Origin of the sequence: Streptomyces sp. NPDC004111 (genome assembly GCF_042874215.1) — a bacterium.
Classification (GTDB): Bacteria; Actinomycetota; Actinomycetes; order Streptomycetales; family Streptomycetaceae; genus Streptomyces.
In genome coordinates, this window is record NZ_JBIAMU010000007.1 from 67,321 (window position 1) to 86,914 (window position 19,594).

General features: G+C 71.9%; 15 protein-coding genes. 11 read left to right on the forward strand and 4 right to left on the reverse strand.

Annotated elements, in window-relative coordinates:
• Positions 1–284: 284 nt before the first annotated feature.
• From ACFYVL_RS15820 to ACFYVL_RS15835, 4 genes are all read left to right on the forward strand, one after another.
• Positions 285–2,774, forward strand: coding sequence for a Tox-REase-5 domain-containing protein (locus ACFYVL_RS15820; RefSeq protein ID WP_389244940.1), 2,490 nt, complete (start codon positions 285–287; stop codon positions 2,772–2,774).
• A gap of 85 nt (positions 2,775–2,859) precedes the next feature.
• Positions 2,860–3,555: a hypothetical protein gene (locus tag ACFYVL_RS15825; RefSeq protein ID WP_389244942.1), complete on the forward strand. Its 696-nt coding sequence runs from the start codon at positions 2,860–2,862 to the stop codon at positions 3,553–3,555.
• On the forward strand, positions 3,552–4,088 hold the full coding sequence (locus ACFYVL_RS15830) for a hypothetical protein (RefSeq protein WP_389244944.1): 537 nt from the start codon (positions 3,552–3,554) through the stop codon (positions 4,086–4,088). The genes ACFYVL_RS15825 and ACFYVL_RS15830 overlap by 4 nt, the downstream gene beginning before the upstream one ends.
• Before the next feature lie 145 nt (positions 4,089–4,233).
• Positions 4,234–8,013 carry a glycoside hydrolase family 2 TIM barrel-domain containing protein gene (locus tag ACFYVL_RS15835; RefSeq protein WP_389244946.1) on the forward strand — a complete coding sequence of 1,260 codons (3,780 nt, stop codon included), beginning with the start codon at positions 4,234–4,236 and terminating at the stop codon, positions 8,011–8,013.
• Positions 8,014–8,034: 21 nt separating this feature from the next.
• Here the strand turns inward: ACFYVL_RS15835 and ACFYVL_RS15840 are convergent, their stop codons facing one another.
• Complete coding sequence (locus ACFYVL_RS15840) at positions 8,035–9,273, reverse strand: PucR family transcriptional regulator (RefSeq protein WP_389244948.1); 1,239 nt, start codon at positions 9,271–9,273, stop codon at positions 8,035–8,037.
• Between the two features lie 183 nt (positions 9,274–9,456).
• Between ACFYVL_RS15840 and ACFYVL_RS15845 the strand changes: the two genes are divergently transcribed.
• The 4 genes from ACFYVL_RS15845 (at position 9,457) to ACFYVL_RS15860 (ending at position 14,787) form a co-directional block, all read left to right on the forward strand.
• A complete protein-coding gene (locus ACFYVL_RS15845) occupies positions 9,457–10,383 on the forward strand; it encodes a proline dehydrogenase family protein (RefSeq protein WP_389244950.1) in 927 nt (308 codons plus the stop codon).
• Between the two features lie 63 nt (positions 10,384–10,446).
• Positions 10,447–12,078, forward strand: a complete 1,632-nt coding sequence (gene pruA, locus ACFYVL_RS15850; protein WP_389244952.1) for an L-glutamate gamma-semialdehyde dehydrogenase — start codon at positions 10,447–10,449, stop codon at positions 12,076–12,078.
• Positions 12,079–12,324: 246 nt separating this feature from the next.
• The gene (locus ACFYVL_RS15855) at positions 12,325–12,810 is read left to right on the forward strand and encodes a hypothetical protein (RefSeq protein WP_389244954.1); all 486 of its coding nucleotides are present in this window, start codon (positions 12,325–12,327) and stop codon (positions 12,808–12,810) included.
• 78 nt (positions 12,811–12,888) lie between these two features.
• Positions 12,889–14,787 carry a RiPP maturation radical SAM C-methyltransferase gene (locus ACFYVL_RS15860; protein WP_389244956.1) on the forward strand — a complete coding sequence of 633 codons (1,899 nt, stop codon included), beginning with the start codon at positions 12,889–12,891 and terminating at the stop codon, positions 14,785–14,787.
• A gap of 27 nt (positions 14,788–14,814) precedes the next feature.
• On the opposite strand, the gene ACFYVL_RS15865 is transcribed toward ACFYVL_RS15860, so the two are convergent.
• Complete coding sequence (locus tag ACFYVL_RS15865) at positions 14,815–15,642, reverse strand: DUF1206 domain-containing protein (protein WP_389244958.1); 828 nt, start codon at positions 15,640–15,642, stop codon at positions 14,815–14,817.
• Positions 15,643–15,850: 208 nt separating this feature from the next.
• Here ACFYVL_RS15865 and ACFYVL_RS15870 point away from each other — a divergent pair, with 208 nt between their 5' ends.
• Positions 15,851–16,894 carry a S1 family peptidase gene (locus ACFYVL_RS15870; RefSeq protein ID WP_389244960.1) on the forward strand — a complete coding sequence of 348 codons (1,044 nt, stop codon included), beginning with the start codon at positions 15,851–15,853 and terminating at the stop codon, positions 16,892–16,894.
• Positions 16,895–16,988: 94 nt separating this feature from the next.
• On the opposite strand, the gene ACFYVL_RS15875 is transcribed toward ACFYVL_RS15870, so the two are convergent.
• Entirely contained in the window at positions 16,989–17,930 is a 942-nt protein-coding gene (locus tag ACFYVL_RS15875) for an NADP-dependent oxidoreductase (protein ID WP_389244962.1), read from the reverse strand.
• A 53-nt stretch (positions 17,931–17,983) separates the two neighbouring features.
• Here ACFYVL_RS15875 and ACFYVL_RS15880 point away from each other — a divergent pair, with 53 nt between their 5' ends.
• Both ACFYVL_RS15880 and ACFYVL_RS15885 read left to right on the forward strand, forming a co-directional pair.
• Entirely contained in the window at positions 17,984–18,217 is a 234-nt protein-coding gene (locus tag ACFYVL_RS15880; protein WP_389244964.1) for a hypothetical protein, read from the forward strand.
• A gap of 33 nt (positions 18,218–18,250) precedes the next feature.
• Complete coding sequence (locus tag ACFYVL_RS15885) at positions 18,251–18,415, forward strand: hypothetical protein (RefSeq protein ID WP_389244965.1); 165 nt, start codon at positions 18,251–18,253, stop codon at positions 18,413–18,415.
• Here ACFYVL_RS15885 and ACFYVL_RS15890 read toward each other — a convergent pair.
• Positions 18,393–19,580 (reverse strand): lysophospholipid acyltransferase family protein, encoded by a 1,188-nt coding sequence (locus ACFYVL_RS15890; protein WP_389245386.1) that lies wholly within the window; start codon positions 19,578–19,580, stop codon positions 18,393–18,395. The two genes, ACFYVL_RS15885 and ACFYVL_RS15890, sit on opposite strands and share 23 nt — an antisense overlap.
• Between the last annotated feature and the right edge of the window lie 14 nt (positions 19,581–19,594).

Sequence of the window (19,594 nt, forward strand, 5' to 3'; positions counted from 1 at the left end):
GCGTGGCCGGGGACCGGGGAGGTCGCCGGGTGCGGGTGGGGGAGTGGATCGGGGGGATCCAGGCGGCCGGGCCGGAGTTGCCCGGGGGTGGGGCGTGGGTTTGGGCGTTGAGGGGGAGTTGCCCGGGGACGGGGCTTGGGCCTGGGCGCTGAGGGGGAGTTGCCCGGGGGTGGTATGGGCCCCGAGTAGGGTCCACGGGCCCATGACGCCCGTCGGGGGCCGCCCTAGCGTTACCCGCCTCCGCTGTGCATTCCGCTTGCGGAGTACGGCGGTGGGGGTGACGCGTGTCTGCGGTCGGCGGCATACCAGCGGGTCCGGTTCCGGTACGTCCCGCACGGCCGCCGTTGCCCGGCCCGCTGCTCGCCGTCCGGGGGCTGCTCCAACTCCTGTTCGCCATGACCCTGTTGGGCGGGCTCGGCCTGCTGGGGTCGGGGCTCGCGGCGGACGGACCGCTCGCCGGGGTGCTCGGGCTCGCCCTGTACGGGGCCCTGCCCGGGGTGGCCGGGCTGCTGCTCACCGGGCGGATGTACACCGGTGGGCGGCGGGTGCTCGGCGGGCTGATCGCCGTACAGGGCTGGCTGATCCTCGGGGCCGTCGCCAACATCGGCGGCGGCTCGCTGCGCGGCTTCAGTCAGTTGCTGGTGCCGCTGGTGGTGCTGTGGCTGCTGACGCGGGCGGAGAGCAGGGCGTGGTTCGACCGCCCCGACCGGCCCGATCCGCCCGCGCGGCGGCGGGGCCGCTGGCGCTTCTCGGTTCCCCGGCTGATCACTTGGCGCCGGGACGGGGGCCAGTCCACGGCCGAGTACGCCGGGCTGATCGTGATCATCGCGGGCATCGTGCTCGCCCTGACCCTGACCGGATTCGGCGGCCGTATCGCCGACGGCATCGGCCGCGCCGTCTGCACGATCACCGGCGGCACGAACTGCGGGGCCGGTGACGGCGGCGCGGACGCGGTGGGCGATCCCGGGGCACGCGAACCCGGTGCGGGGACGCGCGGCGCGGACGGGGGAGCGGGCGGTGCCGGGGCTGGCGGGGCTGGCGGGGCTGGCGGGGTCGGTGGGGCGGATGCCGGTGCCGGGGGCGCGGGTGGTGCCGGGGGCGCTGGCGCCGCAGGCGGTGCTGGGGGTGCCGGTGGCGCTGGGGGCGCGGCGGGCGGTCCTGGGGGTGCCGGAGGGGCCGGGGGAGCGGGCGGCGCGGGTGCGGTCGGAGGGGCTGGTGGGTCCGGAGATCCGGGCGGGCCGGGTGATACCGGCGGGCCGGGTGACCCGGGTGATACGCGCGACCGGGCCGGGGAGGAGGCCGAGGCCGAGTACGACGTACAGCCGGCGTCGGACGAGGAGGAGCCCTCCGAGGAGGAGCAGAAGGAAGAGGAGGAGCAGAAGGAAGAGGAGGAGGACTGCTCCGGCTGGGGCTTCTTCGGCTGCGCCGGGGACCGCATCACCCAGGTGGTCAAGGGCATCGCTGTCGACGGCGTGTGGGGCGACGTCACCGGGTTCGTCGACCTCTTCAAGCCGGAGACCTGGTCGGGCATCGCCGAGTACGGCAAGCAGCTCGGCGGCGAGTGGCTGCAGAACTCGAAGGGCGCCGTCGACAAGTGGGCCGACGGCGACTACCTCGGGGCGATCGGGGACTGGGCGCTGGCGTCCGGCAAGACCGTCGTCTCGGTCGCGGACGACGTCTTCGTCGGTGACGAGGTGCGCGAACGCTGGAACAACGGCGAGAAGACCCGAGCCGTCACCGACGTCGCCTGGAACATCGGCTCGCTCTTCATTCCCGGCTACGACGTCGCCAAGGTCGTCGGGAAGTTCTCCCATCTGGGCAAGGCCGCGAAGGGGCTCGCGGAGGCGGCGGAGGCGGCCGACAAGGCGGGGGACGCGGCGCGGGCCGCCCGCAAGGCCGCCGCCGCGGGCGACGTGGAAGGGGCCCGGAAGGCCGCCAAGGAGGCGGACGAGGCGGCGGATCTGGCGGAGGAGCGGGCCCGGAAGACGGGCTGCTCGATCGTGAGCGGACCGGGCTTCGGCGGAGTTCCGGGAGCCGGTACGGGCCTGATCGCGGCCGGCCCCGCACCCCGCGTGCGGTACCTGGCGGACGACGGCTGCGACACGAAGGCCAAGGCGGACGCGGAGGAGGCCCGCAAGCAGGAGCGGGCGGCGTGGCTGGACCAGAAGCGTGCCGAGGAGCCGGGCCGCGCGGCCCAGGCACTGAAGGACAAGAAGCAGTGGCCCGAGCCGCGGCACGGCGACACCAAGGACCCCCGCAACTACGAGCGGCCCGATTGGGCCAACGATCTCGACACCCCGAAACTGGGCGACGCCGACAACGGCGACGGCTACTGGGCGGGCCGCGACCGCAACCCCGAGCCCGTCTGGCGGAACGAGTCGTGGCTCCGCTACCAGGAACAGGTCACCAACCAGACCCGGGGGCACGAGTACGTCGTTCCCCACCCGGACAAGGGCAGGTCACCGGTCGAGTACGACGGCTGGGACTCCTCGCGGCAGACCTATCTGGAGGCCAAGAACGGCTACCAGAGCTATCTGTCCCAGACCGACAAGGGCAGACTCACCGACTCGGGGAAGGACAAGTTCGTCAAGGAGGCCACCGCCCAGGTGCAGGCAGCGGGCGGGCGCAGCGTCGAGTGGCACTTCTCCGACCCCGAGGTCGCCAAAGCTGCACGAAGGGCCTTCCGGGAAACTCCCGGCCTGGAGCAGGTCAAGGTCGTCCACTCGCCCAAGGACCAGACCCGGAGTCCCAGGAAGCCCGGCGCGTTCGACTGAGCCGACTACCTTGACCGGCAAGCACCACGTGCCGCCCCGCACTCCGTGGGCCGGCCGAACCGCGGAACACGGGAGTGACGAGCAGATGCGACGAGTGGTACGGACCCAGTGGGGCCCCCGCCCGGAAACGTACGAGCAGCAGGCAGCGCACTGGTCCGCCACTCTGGAGCGAGTCGCATCCCTCCTCCCGCATCTGCGCCCACCGGGCTCCGGTGACCCGTGGACCTGGAACCGTGTTTTCGAGGGAGGGGCCGGCCCCTTCACGCCGACCTCTCAGGCGCTGATCACAGCGCTCCGCGAGGAGTGGGAGCGCAACGGCGGCCTGTTCCTCGTGGTGGAGGGACCGGCAGGCTGGAAGCTGGACCTGCGCGGCGTGGCGGGCGAGGCGAGCGAGTACGCGACCAACTCGATGCTCGTCACCGTCAGGTCGCCGGACGACGCCCGCGTCCCCGAGGCCGAACTGCTCGCCGCGGTGGCCGAGTTGTGGAACCCCGACCTGGGCAGTGTGATCGACGACGACGTCTTCGACCTCCTGGAGGACCGGGCGGAGTACGAGATCGGTGACCCCGTCACCGGCTGGCTGACCTACCTCTCCCCGGCCCGCGCCGCCCTCGTACCCGACGACCTCAAGGCGGTGCGCACACCGCTGTCCACCGGCGGCGTACTGCTCGACATCGCCCCGCCCGACGACCAAGAGGCAGTCCTCGCCGCACATCTGCGCCTGCGGGAGAGCGGTGCGCTCCAGCCGCTGCCCCGGCCCATGACCAGGAGCATGTTGTGAACGCACCCGACAGCACAACCTTCGACGCCACCCGCGCTCTCGCCGAGATCGACACCTGGCTCGCCGGTCCCGTCCCGGCGGGCGGGCCCACGGTGGACGAGCGGGAGCCGTATACGGAGAACTGGCTCGCCTCGCACGGCGACGGCTTCGTGATCGCCGAGCTCTGGCAGGGCCGGGACCTGCTCGGCGTCTACGACCAGGAGTGGACCGCCGCCCAGGAAGCCGCCTCCGGCCACCTCGACGAGCTGACGCGGGCGCTCGACGCCCGTTGGGGCAGCCACCGTGAGATCGGCACCCGGATCCCCGTCTGCTGGGCGGAGGGGGATCCGCCGCTTCCGCCGCTCTACGCGCAGCTCCGCCGGCTCGACGCCCTGGGGACCCTGCATGTCTGGGGCCCCGTGCGAGCCCCCGGCGGGGACGCGGACCGCTGGCTCTCCGTCTCCGTCAACCAGATCGACGGGGACCGCCCCTTCTTCCTGGTAGTCGCCGTGACCGACCGCCCGATCGAGGACCTGGAGGACGAGGAGGGCTGAGCCGCACGGCCGTATCTCGCCCCCGGATCTCACCCGTACGCCTCACCCCACCGCGCACGCGCGCACCATTGACGCCTCGTCAGGTGTTCAATACGGTGCGCGCGTGTTCGTGTCTGGTGGTTTCGTTTCGAATCTGCGAGGTGGCATGGTGCGCACAGGAGTGAGAGGGCGGCGGGACGGCCCGAGGGGCCACAGACTGCTCGGCACGGTGATGGCTCTCGCCCTCGCCGTGGGGCTGAGCGTCTCGGCGGGCGGCAGCGCCGCCGGACAGCAGGGCGACGCGGGGAAGTTCCCCGCCGACGTCCACACCTATCTTGAGGATCCGCAGAGGACGGGGGAGGGCCAGGAGCCCCCGCACGCCCTGCTCCGGCAGGACGACGCCCGCCGCTGGGAGCGCAGCCTGGACGGCCAGTGGCGGTTGTGGATCGCCGAGCGCCCCGCCCTCGCACCCGAGGGCTTCTGGCGCGAGGGGTACGACCCCTCGGGCTGGCAGCAGGTCAAGGTGCCGCACACCTGGCAGACCGACGACCTCGACCACCCGGTCTTCCGCAACGTGCAGAGCGAGATGGTGCCCGACGCCCCGCCGAAGGTGCCGCGCGAGGCCAACCCGACCGGGGCGTACGTCCGCGACGTCGACGTGCCGAAGGAGTGGGACGGCCGACGGCAGGTGCTCCGCTTCGACGGGGTGACCTCCGGCTGGTTCCTGTGGGTGAACGGAAAGTACGTCGGCTACGACCAGGGCGGCTACGTCCCCGCGGAGTTCGACGTCACCGACTTCCTCAAGCCGGGCCGCAACCGGGTCGCCCTCCAGGTCCACCGCTGGTCCGCGGGCTCCTACCTGGAGGACTACGACCAGTGGCGGTACGCGGGGATCTTCCGCTCCGTCACCCTCCGCTCCACCCCGCGCACCCGCATGGAGGACGCCCGGATCACCACCGACCTGGACGCGCGGTACCGGGACGCGACGCTGCGCGCACAGGTCCGGGTCGAGGGGGAGGGCGCCGAGGGCCGCGAGGTGTCCGGCACGCTCCTCGACCCGAACGGCCGCGCGGTGGGACGGCTCGCCGCGCGCGTGCGCAACGGCACGGCCGACCTGTCCGCCCCGGTGCGCAATCCCGCCAAGTGGTCCGACGAGACGCCCGCGCTGTACGCCCTCAAGCTGGTGCTGCACGACGCCCGGGGCCGCGTCGTGCAGTCCGTACGGCAGAACGTCGGCTTCCGCGAGATCGACATCAAGGACAAGCAGCTCAGACTGAACGGCAAACGCGTCCTGATCCGGGGCGTCAACCGCGCCGAGACCGACCCCGACACCGGGCGGCACGCCACCAGGCAGCGGATGGAGCAGGACGTCGCGCTGATGAAGCGGCTGAACGTCAACGCGATCCGCACCTCCCACTACCCCTCCGACCCCTACCTCTACGACCTCGCGGACCGGGCCGGAATCCTGATCGACGACGAGATGGAGGTGGAGACGCACAGCCACGAGAGCTGCCCGCAGGACTGCCTCGCCGACCGGCCCGAGTGGCAGAAGCCGTTCCTGGAGCGGCACCGGGGCATGGTCGAACGCGACAAGAACCACCCCAGCGTCATCATGTGGGACACCGGCAACGAGGCCGGACTCGGCAGGGCGCACTACGCGATGGCCGAGTGGACCAGGAAGGCCGACCCCACCCGGCCCCTCTACCACCAGTCCAACTCGCCCGACGGTGACGCCCCGTTCGCGGACATCTCCGGACCCCGCTACCCGACGCCCGCCGGTCTGCGCGAGAAGGCGAAGACCTTCACCAAGCCGATCGTGATGGGCGAGTACGCCCACGCCATGGGCAACAGCCTGGGCAACTTCCGCGAGTTCTGGGAAGTCGTCCGCGCCCACCCCAACGTCCAGGGCGGCTTCATCTGGGACTGGGCCGAGCAGAACATCCGCCGCCCGCTGATCACCACCCCCGACTCCTCCCGGCACCGCATCGCCGCCTCCCTCTCCGGCAGGCCCGAGGTCGTCCCGGGCTACCGGGGACAGGCCCTCGAACTCTCCGGTCTGGACGACTTCGTCGAGACCTACCGCGACAGGGCCCTCGACCTCACCGGCTCCGCCGTCACCCTCGACGCCCGGATCAAGCCCCTGGAGCCGTGGACCGGCGACTTCACCGTCCTCAGCAAGGGCGAGCAGTACGTGCTGCGCATGAAGGACGCGCGGACCCTCGAATTCACCCTCACCGGCGGCGGCCAGCCGCGCACCGTCACCGCCCCGGTGCCCGCGGACTGGGCGGGCGCCTGGCACCGGGTCACCGGGGTGTACGACGGCACGGCGCTGCGGCTGTACGCCGACGGGAAGCAGCTTGCCGCCACCCCCTACACCGGGCGCATCGACTACACCGGCTTCGACCTCGGCATCGGCCGCAACAGCGACACCATGGAGGACGGCCACCGGGGCCACACCGCGCGCGGCACCGTCGACCAGGTGCGCGTGTACGGCACCGCGCTCGGCGCGCAGCAGCTCGCCGCCGGACAGGACCCCAAGGACCAGGCCCTGCTGGCGCTCGACTTCGACCGCTTCGAGAAGAAGGGCAGCTACCTCTCCTACGGGCTGTACGAGTCCGGGGTCGACGGTCTGGTCACCGCGGACCGCGAGCCGCAGCCCGAGACGGCGCAGCTCGCCTGGGTGCAGGCCCCGATCCGGATCACCGACGGCAAGGCGCGCGAGGGCCGGGTCGAGGTGACCAGCGAGCGCGCCTTCAGCGGGACCGGGGACCTGGCGCTGCGCTGGGAGGTGACCGAGGGGGCCGAGGTCGTCGCGTCCGGCACCCGGCCGCTGGACGTCGCCCCCGGCACGACGGCCGCCGTGCGGCTGCCGGTACCGGCGGACGACCCCGGCGGCTTTGAACGCCAACTCACCGTGCGGGCGGTCACCGTCCGCGACGCGGACTGGGCGAAGGCCGGGCACACCGTCTCCTTCGGCCAGTTCGCGGTCGGCGGCGACAAGGTGCCCGGCCCGCCGGCGACGCTGCCCGCCACCGGCGGCGCGGAGCTGACCGTGTGGGGCGACACGGTGAAGGTCACCGGGAAGGCGGGGGGCGAGGGTTTCGCGTACACCTTCGACAGGAAGGCGGGCACCCTCGCCTCGATGCGGTCCGGGGGCCGCGAACTGCTCACCTCCGGGCCCGAGCTGGACGTCTGGCGCAACCCGATCAGCAACGAGCGCTCCGACTGGGGCACCGCGGAGTCCAAGAAGTGGCGGGCGCTCGGCCTCGACCGGCTGCGCACCACCGTCGACGCCACGGACACCGCCACCGGCCCGGACGGCACGGTCACCGTCACCGTCCGCTCCACGGCCGCCGCACCCGACGTCACCGGGGCGTCCTTCGGCCAGACGATGACGTACCTGATCGACGGCTCCGGCGCGGTGCGGGTGCGCCACCAGGTGGAGCCGCGCGGCGAGTTCCGCAAGCTGTCGTACCTGCCCAGGGTGGGCATCCAGCTGCGGATGCCGCAGCGGTACGACACCTTCCAGTGGTACGGGCGCGGCCCGGTCGAGAACTTCAACGACCGCAAGGACGGCACCCCCATGGGCACCTGGTCCACCTCGGTGCGGGAGAGCTACGTGAACTACGTACGGCCCCAGGAGCACGGCAACCACGACGACGTGCGCTGGGCGGCGCTCTCCGACGGCCGCACCGGCGGGCTCCTGGTCTCCGGCGACTTCGAGGCGTCCGCCACCGCCCACGACGACCTGGATCGGGCCGCCTACCCGCACCAGGTCCGGCGCAACGACGGCTGGCACACCCTGCACGCCGACCACGCGGTCACCGGCGTCGGGGACACCCCGAACCCGGTCCGCCCCGAGTACCGGGTCGCGGCCGACCGGTCCTACGACTACACCCTCACGCTGCGCCCGCTGACGGGGAAGGAGGCGGAACCGGCCCGCTGAGCCGCCGCGGTACGGCGGGTGTCAGAGCTTCGCCGCCTTCAGCGACATGTGCAGCAGCAGCCGGTCCTCGCCCTCGTGCAGGTCGAGGCCGGTGAGCTGCTCGACCCGGGAGAGCCGGTAGTAGAGGGTCTGCCGGTGGATGTTCAGGGCGGTCGCCGTGCGTCCCGCCTGGCCCGCGCAGTCGAGGAACACCTCGGCGGTGCGGGCCAGTTCGGTGTGCGCGGGCGTGAGGAGCGGGCCGACGGCGGGGTCCACCGGGTGCCCGGGGCCGCTGTCCGGCAGGGCGGCCAGCAGCCGGTACGGGCCGATCGCCGCCCACTCGGCGACCGGGCCCAGATGCGGGCGGGCCAGCGCGGCCCGGACGGCGGCGGAGGCCTCGCGCCAGGCGGCGGGCAGCTCGGCGAGGGTGCGGGCGGCGGTGCCGATGCCCACGGCGGCGGGCGCGGGCGCGGGCGAGGGCGAGGGGGAGGACGGGACGGCGGGGGCGGGCGATCCGGTGGATGCGGCGGGCGCGGGCTGTGCCGCCGCCAGCAGCGCCTTCGCCGCCGACCGCGCGGGACCCAGGTCCGCCCCCGCCCCCAGTCTGACCAGCACCGCCAGCCGCGGCCCGGTGGCGCCCGGCACCGGGACGAGGGTCAGCGCGGAGGCGCCCGGCACCGTACGCAGGCCGGGCAGCGGGGCGGTCCACGGCGCCGCGCACAGCAGGGTGTACGGGCCGCCGGCCGCCAGCGGGCCGGTCAGCGTGGCGAGCGCGGCCTGTCTGCGGTCCTCGGACTCGGAGGTGAGCAGGGTGTTCAGCTGCGGTCCGAGATCGGCGCGGGCCCGCGCCTCGTCGGCGAGCTGCGCCCCGATCCGGGCGCACACCGCCATCGCCGCGTCCAGCTCCTCGTCCGCCAGCTCCGTGTAGGGCAGCGTCGGCACCGGGGCGTCGGAGGCCAGCAGCCACACGTACCCGAACACCGTCCCCCGGTGCCGGACCGGCAGGCACAGCCGCCCGCGCAGCACCCCCGCGCCGGGGTCCGCCGGAATGCGCACCGGCCCGGTAGCGGTGGCGATGCCGAAGCGCTCGAACCACGCCTTGACCTCGGCCGTGGAGCGGCGGGTGAGGATCGAACGGGTGCGGACCGGGTCCATCGCCCCCGCGTCCTCGCTGTCGTGCGCGCCGAACGCGATCAGCCGGAAGTCGCGGTCCTCCAGGGTCGCGGGTGCACCCAGAAGGGCGGAGATCTCATCGACCAGGTCTTGGTAATCGGCGTTCACCCGCCCATTCTCGCACCGCTTCAGACATCTGTATGAGGCGAGGTCCGCGGATGCGTGACAGCTGTCGGTAGTGAAGGCTCGACGCGATACCTAGATTTCACCGTGGTTATCCGTGCCGTCCCAGTTCTGTCACAAAAGGGCTGGTCACGGCCCCTTCGATTGATTTTTTTGTGGAGGTGCCCCGTGCTGGGTCCCGTGATCCTCGCCGCATCGCGCAGCGACCAGATGCGCCGTTTCGTCTCGGCTGCTCCGGGCACCAAACAGGTCGTGAGCCGGTTCATCGCCGGTGAGACCGTCGACCAGGTCGTGCCGATCGTCCGCGAGTCCGCCGACAAGGGCCTGGAGGTCACCCTCGACGTCGTCGGCGAGGACATCACGACCCGCGAGCAGTCCTACGCCGCCCGTGACGCGTACCTCGACCTGATCGCGCACCTCAAGGACCTGGGCCTGGGCACCCGGGCCGAGATGTCCGTGAAGCTCTCGATGTTCGGGCAAGCGCTGGAGGGCGGCCACGAGCTGGCCCTCGCGAACGTCCGGCCCGTCGTCGAGGCCGCCGCCGAGATCGGCACCACGGTCACCCTGGACGCCGAGGACCACACCACCCTCGACTCGATGTTCGCCATCCACGAGGAGCTGCGGAAGGACTTCCCGCAGACCGGCTGCGTCATCCAGGCGTACCTCTTCCGCACCGAGGACGACGCCCGCAGGCTCGCCGCCGCCGGCAGCCGGGTGCGTATCGTGAAGGGTGCGTACAAGGAGCCCGCGTCCGTCGCGATCCAGGACAAGGGCGAGATCGACAAGGCGTACGTGAGGATCATGAAGATCCTGATGGAGGGCGACGGCTACCCGATGATCGGGTCCCACGACCCGCGGCTGATCGCCATCGCCCAGGAGCTCGGCCGCCGCGCCGGGCGCAAGCTGGACGAGTACGAGTTCCAGATGCTGTACGGCATCCGCAGCGAGGAGCACATCCGGCTCGCCGCCGAGGGACACCGGATGCGCGTGTACACCGCGTACGGCACGGACTGGTACGGATACTTCATGCGTCGCCTCGCCGAGAAGCCGGCCAACCTGCTCTTCTTCGGCCGCTCCATCATCACCAAGAACTGACGACCGACGACTGAGGCAGAGCCTCCCAGTCTCCCCACCCCGCACGAAGGAGCCACGGAACTCATGGACGCCGTAACCCAGGTCCCCGCCCCGGTCAACGAGCCGGTGCACTCCTACGCGCCCGGCTCGCCGGAGCGCGCCCGCCTGGAGGCCAAGCTCAAGGAGCTGGCCGAGAACCCCATCGACCTCCCGATGACCATCAACGGTGAGAAGCGCATGGGCGGCGGCGACACCTTCACGGTCGTGCAGCCGCACAACCACAAGGCCGTCATCGGCACCGGCGCGCACGCCACCAAGCAGGACGCGCAGGACGCGGTGGACGCCGCGCTCGCCGCCGCCCCGGCCTGGCGCGCGATGTCCTTCGACGACCGCGCCGCGATCATCCTGCGCGCCGCCGAGCTGCTGGCCGGCCCGTGGCGCGAGACGCTGGCCGCCTCCACCATGCTGGGCCAGTCCAAGACCGCCCAGCAGGCCGAGATCGACACCCCGTGCGAGCTCGTCGACTTCTGGCGCTTCAACGTCAAGTACGCCCGTGACCTGCTCGCCGAGCAGCCCCCGGCGAACGCCCCCGGCGTGTGGAACCGGCTGGACCACCGTCCGCTGGAAGGTTTCGTCTACGCGATCACGCCCTTCAACTTCACGGCCATCGCGGGCAACCTGCCCACCGCCCCGGCCCTGATGGGCAACGTCGTCGTCTGGAAGCCGTCCCCGACCCAGACGCACGCCGCCGTCCTGCTGATGCAGCTCCTCGAAGAGGCCGGTCTGCCCAAGGGCGTCATCAACCTGGTCACCGGCGACGGCATCGCCGTCTCCGAGGTCGCCCTGACCCACCGCGACCTGGCCGGCATCCACTTCACCGGCTCCACCCCGACCTTCCAGTACCTGTGGAAGACGGTCGGCGAGAACATCGCGAACTACCGCACGTACCCGCGGCTGGTCGGCGAGACCGGCGGCAAGGACTTCGTCGTCGCGCACCCCAGCGCCGACCGCGCCGTCCTGAAGACCGCGCTGACCCGCGGTTCCTTCGAGTACCAGGGCCAGAAGTGCTCCGCGTCCTCGCGCGCCTACGTCCCCGCGTCCATCTGGAACGACGGGTTCAAGGAGGAGTTCGCGGCCGAGGTCGAGTCGATCACCATGGGTGACGTCACGGACCTGGACAACTTCATCGGCGCCGTCATCGACGACCGCTCGTTCGCCAAGAACAAGGCGGCCATCGACCGCGCCAAGGCCGACGACTCCTGCACCGTCGTCGCCGGCGGCACCTACGACGACTCCGTCGGCTACTTCGTGCGCCCGACCGTCATCGAGTGCTCGGACCCGGCCAACGAGGTCTTCACCACCGAGTACTTCGGCCCGATCCTCGCGATCCACGTGTACGAGGACGAGAAGTACGACGCCATGCTGGAGCAGATGGAGTCGGTCTCCGACTACGCGCTGACCGGCTCGGTCATCGCGGGCGACCGTGCCGCCGCCGCCCACACGATGGAGAAGCTGCGCTACGCCGCGGGCAACTTCTACATCAACGACAAGTCGACGGGCGCCGTCGTCGGCCAGCAGCCGTTCGGCGGAGGCCGCGCCTCCGGTACGAACGACAAGGCCGGCGCCCCGCAGAACCTCCAGCGCTGGACCCTGACCCGCGCGATCAAGGAGACCCTGGTCCCGCCGACCGACTACCGCTACCCGCACCAGGGCTGACCCCCTGCGGGCCTCAGTGCCCGGTAGTCCCCAGACCCCCGCCCCCGTCCGACCCCACTTGGACGGGGGCGGTGTTGTGTCCGGCGCCGCCCGTGCGCATGGCTGACGCCGGTACGGAGATGCACGTAGAAGATTCGAAATGCACGCGGGTGTTTGCCAGTTGACCGTTCCTTGACCCAGCAGGAGACTGCCAGCACGTCGCCCGGGGAGCCGGGGGCGGCCGATGAACGGCCGGGGAGGGAAACAATGGCGTCACGACCGGAGCGGGAACCGAAAGTCGCTTTCGAGCAGCCGCTCTTCCACCGTGAATTCATCGCTGCCGACTGGAAGCGCATGCGTTCCCAGATCACTTCGACGACGGCACTCGAAGCGGCCTACCGGGTGGTTCAGCCGCAGGTCGCCGAGCTGGGGATCGACCTGTCCGAAGAGGATTCCGAGCAACTCCGCCTCCTGTACAACGCGACGGTCGCCGACGGCCGGTTCATCGGCAGGTTCATGAAAGACCCCAAGGGCGTCGCCAAGAAGCTCAAGATGGAGGTGTCCGACGAGGCTGTCGAGGCCGTCAAACGGGCCTCCACCATCGGGGCACTGAGGCCGCAGGAAGAGGACGTCGGCGGTGCCGGTGCGGCCATCGTGGTCGTCGCCGTGGTCATCGTCATCGTCTTCGGCCCCAAACGGCCGAGCCGGGGCACGCCGCAGGTGCTGGACTCCAGCGGAATCGCGAAGCTCTAGCCGCATCGAAGGCCGGTGGCGGGTGCGCTGCCGGATTCGGTGAAGGATTCAGTGACGGAGTCGGGGACGGAGCCCGTGATGACACCTCCCGGTCCTGGGTGCGAGGTCGCTCTGGTCAGCATGCCGTGGGGGCCGCCTCTGGAGCCCTGCCTGGGGCTCGGCATCCTGAAGTCCTGTCTGAACCGGGCGGGGATCTCGGCACGGGTGTTTCACTTTGCTTCCGAAATGCTGCGGTGGACCACGATGGACACCTATCAGTACCTGGCCGACTCGTGGGGCCTCAACGAGTTCGTCTTCACCGCGGAACTCGACCCGAAACTGGGGGTGCGGCAGCAGGAAGCCGTCGTGCGGCGCGTTCAGGCCTACCACAGGGCGGGCCGGGACTACGGCGCCTACCCCGCGGCGGAGAACATCCTGGATCTGATCATGACGGCGCGGCACGAGGTGGTGCCGAAGCTCCTGGCGGAGGCCGCGCAACGGATACAAGAATCGGGCGCGAAAGTGGTGGGGTTCACCTGCCTCTTCGACCAGACGATGGCTTCTCTCGCCCTCGCAAGCGTCCTGAAGAAGCGGGACCCGGGTCTGACCGTGATCTTCGGTGGCTACGCCTTGGAGGGAGCCCCCGGACAGCAGGTCGTGAACGCCTTCCCCTGCGTCGACCACCTGGTCGTGGGCGACGGCGAGCAGGAGATCGTCAACCTCGCCACGTGGGCTCTGGCGTCCGGGCGGGGCAGCGGCACGGCCCCGCCCCGCGTCGTCCGGGCCCAGAAGTACCCGATCAACGACAGCCCGGTTCCGGACTACGACGACTGGTTCCGGGACCTGGACTCACTGCATTCCGCACACGCGGTCCGGATCAACACCGAAGTGCTGCCGGTGGAGAGTTCCCGAGGGTGCTGGTGGGGACAGACCAAGCACTGTGTCTTCTGCGGAATCGACGACGACACCCTCAAGTACCGGTTCAAGGAACCGAAACGGACGCTGGACATGCTGGAGCAACTCACGGAACGCCACGGCGACGTGATGTTCCGGTTCTCCGACTACATCCTGCCCAAGGCGTACTACACGGATTTGCTGCCGCAACTCGCGAAGCGCGAACCGTGTTTCCGGCTGCACGCTGAGATAAAGGCGAACCAGCCGCCGGAGCGGGTCAAGCTGCTCGTGCGGGCCGGTTTCGTCGCCGTACAGCCGGGAATCGAATCGTTTGCCACGTCGGCGCTCAGGGAGATGGACAAAGGAGTCCGGGGAATCGACAACGTCTGCCTGCTCAAGGCGGGCTATGCCGAGCAGTTGGTGGTCCACTACAACATCCTGTACGGCCTGCCGGGGGACGACGTGACCGCCTATGAGGAAATGTCCCGCCAAATTCCCAGGATCTACCACCTGATGCCGCCGATCTCGCGAACCGAAACCGTGGTCACTCGTTTCGCACCGCTCCAGCTGGATCCGGGGCGATTCGGAATCGGTACCGCGCCCGAACACCACGAGTGCTACGACGTGATGTTCTCGGAGGAATTCCTGGCGTCCTCCGGGTTCCGGCTGGACGACTACGGATACTACTTCAAGAGGAATTTCGAGTACTCGGACGAACTGAGGGCCGCCTACCGGAATCTGGTGTTCCAGGTCGACCACTGGAAGGAGATTCACCGGCTCCGTTTCGTCGAGCTCACGTACAAGGTGCGAGGAGACGCCTTCCGCATCACCGACACCCGCTTCTCCGACGGAGATTCCTACGACCTCTCGGCTGCCGCTTCCGCGATCCTCCGAGCCGCCGGGAGCCGACCCGTGAACATCCACCGCATACCGCGCGGAAAGGCCTCCGCCGAAGAATTCGATGCCGCGCTGGAAGAACTCGACCGGCATCGGCTGATCTGGCGGGAGGGCGACCTGATTCTGGGCCTGCCGCTGCCCGAGCGGGTTTCGGACCGGTACCGGGAAACGGAATGGCCGAAGCAATGGGACTGCCTGTACGTATAGCCGCACGTGCGGCGGTCGCGGCGCGCCCTACAGCTTGCGCCACCGCGCCATCGCGAAGGAGAAGACGCCGAACAGCATCAGTCCGACCGCCAGCACCACCAGCAGCCACGGCCCCGCCGGGGTCTCCCGGAAGGCGCGGATCGTGTCGTCCATCCCCTTGGCCTTCTCCGGGTCGTACGTCACCGCCGCCGCCACCGCGAATCCGCCCGCCGCCGCGAAGACCAGCCCGCGTGCCACCCCGCCGCCGATCCCGGTGACGTCCACCGCCCGCCGCACACGGCGCGACATCTCGCCGGTCCGCATCTCCTCGCGGTACTTGCGCCGGGCCGCCTGGAAGCCGATCCACAGGCCCGCCCCGACGACCACCAGGGCCGCCGCGCACACCAGCCACTGCCCGGCGGGCAGGCCCAGCGCCTTCGCCGTGACGTCCTGGGACTGCTGGTCGCTGGAGCCGCCGCCGCTGCCCCGGCTGCCGATCGCGAAGGCCAGCACCGAGTACGAGACGAACCCGTAGAAGACGCCCTGGGCGCCCGCCGCCAGGCGCTTGCGGGGCTTGTGGCCGTCGGGTCCCGCCGCGCCGAACGCGGCCTCCGAGAGCTGCCAGAGCGCCAGCGCGGCCAGCCCCACGCCCATCGCCCACAGCAGGACCTTGCCGAAGGGCTGCCCGGCTATCTCCGCCAGCGCGCCGCCCTGGTCGGCGGTCGTGCCGCCGTCGCCCAGCGCGATCCGCAGCGCCAGCACACCGACGAGCAGATGGATCACGCCGCGCGCGGTGAACCCGGTGCGCGCCGCGTACTTCAGGGTGTCGCTGCGCGCTGCCCGACGTGCCGTGCCCGTCGCCGTCATGGCGTTCATCCGCCCGTGCCTCCTCGTGTCGGGTAGGCAGGCGTGTGCCCCGTGTGCAGGGGCGGAAACGAGCCGGTGTGCGGGGTGCGGGTGTGCGCGGTCTTGTGAGTTCGTGATGCGCATGTCAAATTCGTCGCTGGTGTCCCCACGGCACCACGGGCGCCCTTCGCCGGCGTCCTCGTACGCGTACCTCCCTCGGTCCAGAAGGAGATCCCCCATGCGCACCAGACGTACCGCAGTCCTCTCCGCCCTCTTCGTCCTCTCCTCCCTCGGCCTCGGCGCCTCTCCCGCCGGGGCCGAACCCACGCCCGCCGCGACCCCCTCCCTGTACGCGCAGGACTCCGCCGTCCGGGCCGAGCTGGGCGGCGAGAACGCGGGGACGTACGTCGACGCCAGGACCGGCGCACTGGTCGTCACCGTCACCTCCGAACGGGCCGCCGCCAAGGTCAGGGCGAGCGGTGCCACCGCCCGCGTGGTCACCCGCAGCGCCGCCCAGCTCGCCGGCGCGACACAGGTGCTGGAGCGGGATGCCAAGATCACCGGCACCTCCTGGGGGCTCGACCCGCGCACCAACCAGATCGCCGTGGAGGCCGACCGGTCCGTCTCCGCCAAGGACATGGCCCGGCTGCGCAAGGTCGCCGACTCGCTCGGCGGCGCGGTCAGGATCTCCCGGGTGCCCGGCGTCTTCACCAAGGAAGTGCTCGGCGGCGACGCCATCTACGGCGGCGGCTACCGCTGCTCGTCCGCCTTCAACGTCAAGAAGGGCACGGCCACCTACTTCGTCACCGCGGGCCACTGCACCAACTCCGCGACCAGCTGGTCGGCGACCTCCGGCGGTGCCTCCATCGGCACCCGGGAAGGCACCAGCTTCCCCACCAACGACTACGGCCTGGTCCGTTACACCAACGGCTCCAGCCCCGCCGGCACCGTGAACCTCTACAACGGCTCCTCCCAGGAGATCTCCTCGGCGGCCGACGCGGTGGTGGGCCAGTCCCTGAAGAAGAGCGGCTCCACCACCAAGGTCACCAGCGGCACCGTCACCGCCGTCAACGTCACCGTCAACTACGGCGACGGACCGGTCTACAACATGGTCCGCACCACCGCCTGCTCGGCCGGCGGCGACAGCGGCGGCGCCCACTTCGCGGGCACGGTCGCCCTCGGCATCCACTCCGGCAGCTCCGGCTGCACCGGTACGGCGGGCTCGGCCATCCACCAGCCGGTGAAGGAGGCGCTCGCCGCCTACGGGGTCAACGTGTACTAGGACCTCGGAGCCGGGCACGAGGCCCGCGGCGAGCACGACGCACCCGTGGTGAACCGCGGCGCCGGGCGGCACACCCCGCCCGGCGCCGCCGTCCTCAGGCGGTCACGTCCAGCACGATCTTCCCCGTGGTCCGCTTCGTCTCCAGCAGCGTCGCCGCCTTCGCCGCCTCGCCGAACGGCAGCACCGCGTCCAGGTGCACCTGCAGCCGGCCGTCCGCCAACAGGTCCGCGATCCCGGTGAGCTGCTCCCCGTCCGGCGCCACCAGCAGCGGTGCGAAGCGCACCCCGGTCAGCTTCGGCACGCTCTCCTCGAACCCCGGGTTCCACACGATCGCCGAGACCAGCAGCCCGCCCGGACGCAGAGTGGCCAGGGTGCGCGGGCCGTACTCGCCGCCGATCAGGTCCAGGGCGAGGTCCACGTCCCTGGCGACCGCCACGAAGTCGTCCCGCGTGTGGTCGATCGGCTCGTCCACGCCCAGCCCGCGCAGGAACCCGTGCTTGGCGGCGCGCGCCGTCCCGTACACGTACGCCCCGCGCGCCTTCGCCAGCTGCACGGCGAGATGACCGACACCGCCCGCCGCCGCGTGGATCAGCACCCGCTGCCCGGCCCGCAGCCCGCCGAGGGCGACGAGCGCCTGCCAGGCGGTGAGGGCGGCGACCGGCACCCCCGCCGCCTCGACGTGCGTGATCCCCGCGGGCTTGCGCGCGAACGCGTCGGCGGGCGCCGTCAGGTACTGGGCGTGCGCCCCGCCCGGATGCATCCCGAAGACCTCGTCGCCGGCACGGAAGCGGGTCACGCCCGGACCGGTCGCCTCGACCGTGCCCGAGGAGTCCCAGCCCGGGTGGTACGGCGGCTCGCCGGGCAGCGGGGCGGCGCCCAGCCGGGTCAGGGAGTCCACCGGGTTGATGCCCGCCGCGGCGACCCGCAGGAGGATCTCGCCCTCGGCGGGCACCGGCCGTTCCTCCTCGACCAGTTCCAGTACCTCGGGGCCGCCGAACGTGCGGTGCTGGTAGCGCTTCATGCGGGAAGAGGTCATGGCCCCGAGTATCCGTGTGTGCGGGGGGACTTGAGAAGGTGGGGCGTCGGGAGGTGGTGCAGGTGTTCGGGATCCTGCCGGGACGCGGTCTGGTGCTGCCCCGGGGCGCCGGGACGCTCGCCTTCGGCATGTCCGAGCGGGCCGCCCAGTGGGCCGTCGCCACCCTCGCGGACGTCCGGGCGAGCTGGGTGTGCGGGCTCCCGTGGTCCTTCGGTGCCGTGTACGAAGGGCTGGAGCTGCTGGTCGGCGGGGACCACGAGGGCGGCCTCGACACCCTCGTCCTGTAACGGACCGCGGGCCCGCCGGACGCCCCCGCCGCCGTGCCCGTCGCGCTGGCGGGGGTGGACCTGTTCGGCCATCCGCAGGACGAGGTCGCCGACGCACTGGCGGAGCTGCCGCTGCCCGGCGGACTGCGACTGCGGCGCGGGCACCCGCCCGGCGGCCACCTCGCCGCCGTCCACCTCAGCGCCAGGACAGCACGATGACGCTCAGCCCCGCCGCGAACCCGCCCGCCAGCAGCACCAGATACTCCGGATAGAGCCTGCGCCACCGCCGCATCAGCATCCCGAACGCCGCGAAGCCCAGCCCGACCGCGACGGTCCGCGTCCCGCGCGCGGTCGCCGCCCCGGCCAGCCAGTCGCCCACCGGGACGTCCGAGCGGCCCGCCTCGGCCGCGTACACCTTGAAGGGGATGCCGTTCCACGGCTGGTGGCGGACCGCCCCGGCGCCCTCGGCGACGAGCTGCGCACGCACCTCGGCGCGCATCCGCTCCGTGGTGAGCGGCGCGGGCAACTGCACCCCGGAAGCGGCGAGCTGAAGGGCCAGCAGGCTCCCGGCAAGACTGCCGGCGAGGGCGGCCAGGGACAGCCGCAGCGCGGCGCGCGGGGCCGCCACGCACGCCACCGCCAGGAGGAGTTCCGGCATCAGCGGCCAGCTCAGCGCCTCCGCCGCCGCCCAGCCGAACCCCAGCAGCAGCCCCCACCGGGAGGCCGCGACCGCCGCCACCCGGCGGCGCACCACCGAGTCGCGCAGGGACTCCGCGTTCGTACGGCGGTGCAGCGCGGCCACCGCGTCCCGCGCCTCCCCGGGGGTGACGCCCGCCGGGAGCGGGTCGCCGATCCGGATCCGGACCAGGGCGGAGCGCAGCCTGCCGTGCTTGGGCAGCAGCCGGTCGGTGCCCGCGATGCCCACCGGCACGACCGGCACCCCGGCCCGCTCCGCGAGCAGCAGCGAGCCCCGGTGGAAGGAACCGACCTCGCCGCCGCCCCGGGTGCCCTCGGGGAACAGGACGACCGCGCGGCCCGCGCGCAGCTCGTCGCTCATCGACAGCAGGTCGTCGAGACCGCCGCCCTTGCGCCGCACCGGGAATCCGGCCGCCAGCCGGCGGCAGATCCGGCTGCGCCACGGGGAGGCGAACCAGTAGTCGGCCGCCGCCCCGATCGCCGGGGTGTGCCGGGCGTCGAGACCGGCCAGGAGGGCCGCGGTGTCGGCGTGCGAGGAGTGGTTCGCCACCACCACGCAGCCACCGCGCGGCAGCCGGCCGCGCCGCTCGACCCCGCCGGTCAGGGTGAGCACGCCCCACCACAGGGCGCGGCGCAGGAGGGAGTGGGTACGGGAGGGGGCCGGGGCGCGCACCGCCCCCGAGGGCACCGGCGTACGGACAT

What these genes read in the sequence shown, in the direction of transcription:
- ACFYVL_RS15825 (WP_389244942.1), top strand. Translation starts at nt 2,860, where the DNA reads ATGCGACGAGTGGTACGGACCCAGTGGGGCCCCCGCCCGGAAACGTAC.
- ACFYVL_RS15835 (WP_389244946.1), top strand. Translation starts at nt 4,234, where the DNA reads ATGGTGCGCACAGGAGTGAGAGGGCGGCGGGACGGCCCGAGGGGCCAC.
- pruA (WP_389244952.1), top strand. Translation starts at nt 10,447, where the DNA reads ATGGACGCCGTAACCCAGGTCCCCGCCCCGGTCAACGAGCCGGTGCAC.
- ACFYVL_RS15855 (WP_389244954.1), top strand. Translation starts at nt 12,325, where the DNA reads ATGGCGTCACGACCGGAGCGGGAACCGAAAGTCGCTTTCGAGCAGCCG.
- ACFYVL_RS15860 (WP_389244956.1), top strand. Translation starts at nt 12,889, where the DNA reads ATGACACCTCCCGGTCCTGGGTGCGAGGTCGCTCTGGTCAGCATGCCG.
- ACFYVL_RS15865 (WP_389244958.1), bottom strand. Translation starts at nt 15,642, where the DNA reads ATGAACGCCATGACGGCGACGGGCACGGCACGTCGGGCAGCGCGCAGC.
- ACFYVL_RS15870 (WP_389244960.1), top strand. Translation starts at nt 15,851, where the DNA reads ATGCGCACCAGACGTACCGCAGTCCTCTCCGCCCTCTTCGTCCTCTCC.
- ACFYVL_RS15875 (WP_389244962.1), bottom strand. Translation starts at nt 17,930, where the DNA reads ATGACCTCTTCCCGCATGAAGCGCTACCAGCACCGCACGTTCGGCGGC.